The 756-nt window shown below is 73.3% G+C and carries 1 protein-coding gene; it reads left to right on the top strand.

Annotated elements, in window-relative coordinates; genetic code table 11:
• A partial coding sequence (locus tag AC5RUJ_RS17610; RefSeq protein ID WP_494156424.1) for a DUF58 domain-containing protein occupies window positions 1–756 on the top strand: 756 nt, incomplete at both ends.

The raw sequence follows: 756 nt of genomic DNA, 5'->3' as shown, positions 1-756 counted from the left end.
CGCTGGGGCCGCTCGGGGTGGCCGCGCGCCAGATCACCATCGCCCTGCCCGGCCGGCTGCGGGTGCTGCCGCCGTTCCATTCCAAGCGTCACCTGCCCTCCAAGCTGCGCAAGCTGCGCGAACTGGACGGCCGCGTGGCGGTGCAAATCCGCGGGGCCGGCACCGAATTCGATTCGCTGCGCGACTACGTGCGCGGCGACGACGTGCGCTCCATCGACTGGCGCGCCACCGCCCGGCGGCAGGCCGTCGTCGTCCGCACCTGGCGTCCCGAACGCGACCGCCGGGTGGTGATCGTGCTGGACACCTCCCGCACCTCGGCCGCACGGATCGAGGACGAGCCGCGGCTGGACACCGGAATCGAGGCGTCGCTGCTGCTGGCCGTGCTCGCCGAGCGCGGCGGCGACCGCGTGGATTTTTTGGCCTTCGACCGGCGGCCGCGGGCCAGGGTCGCCTCCGCGGCCAAGGGCAACCTGCTCAACCAGCTGGTCAACGCCATGGCCCCGCTGGAACCGGAACTGATCGAAGCGGACTGGTCGCAGATACCCGCGGAGATCCACGCCCTGTCCTCGCACCGGTCGCTGGTGGTGCTGCTGACCTCGCTGGACTCCGGGGCGGCGGAGGAGGGGCTGCTGCCGGTGCTGGCCCAGTTGACCGCCAAGCACACCGTGGTGGTCGCCTCCGTCAGCGATCCGCACGTGGACCGGCTGCGCGCCGTCCGCGGGACCGCCGACGACACGTACCGGGCCGCCGCCGCCG

This window comes from Arthrobacter sp. Y3223164 (assembly GCF_059091005.1).
This window is presented reverse-complemented; position numbering and strand designations above follow the sequence as displayed.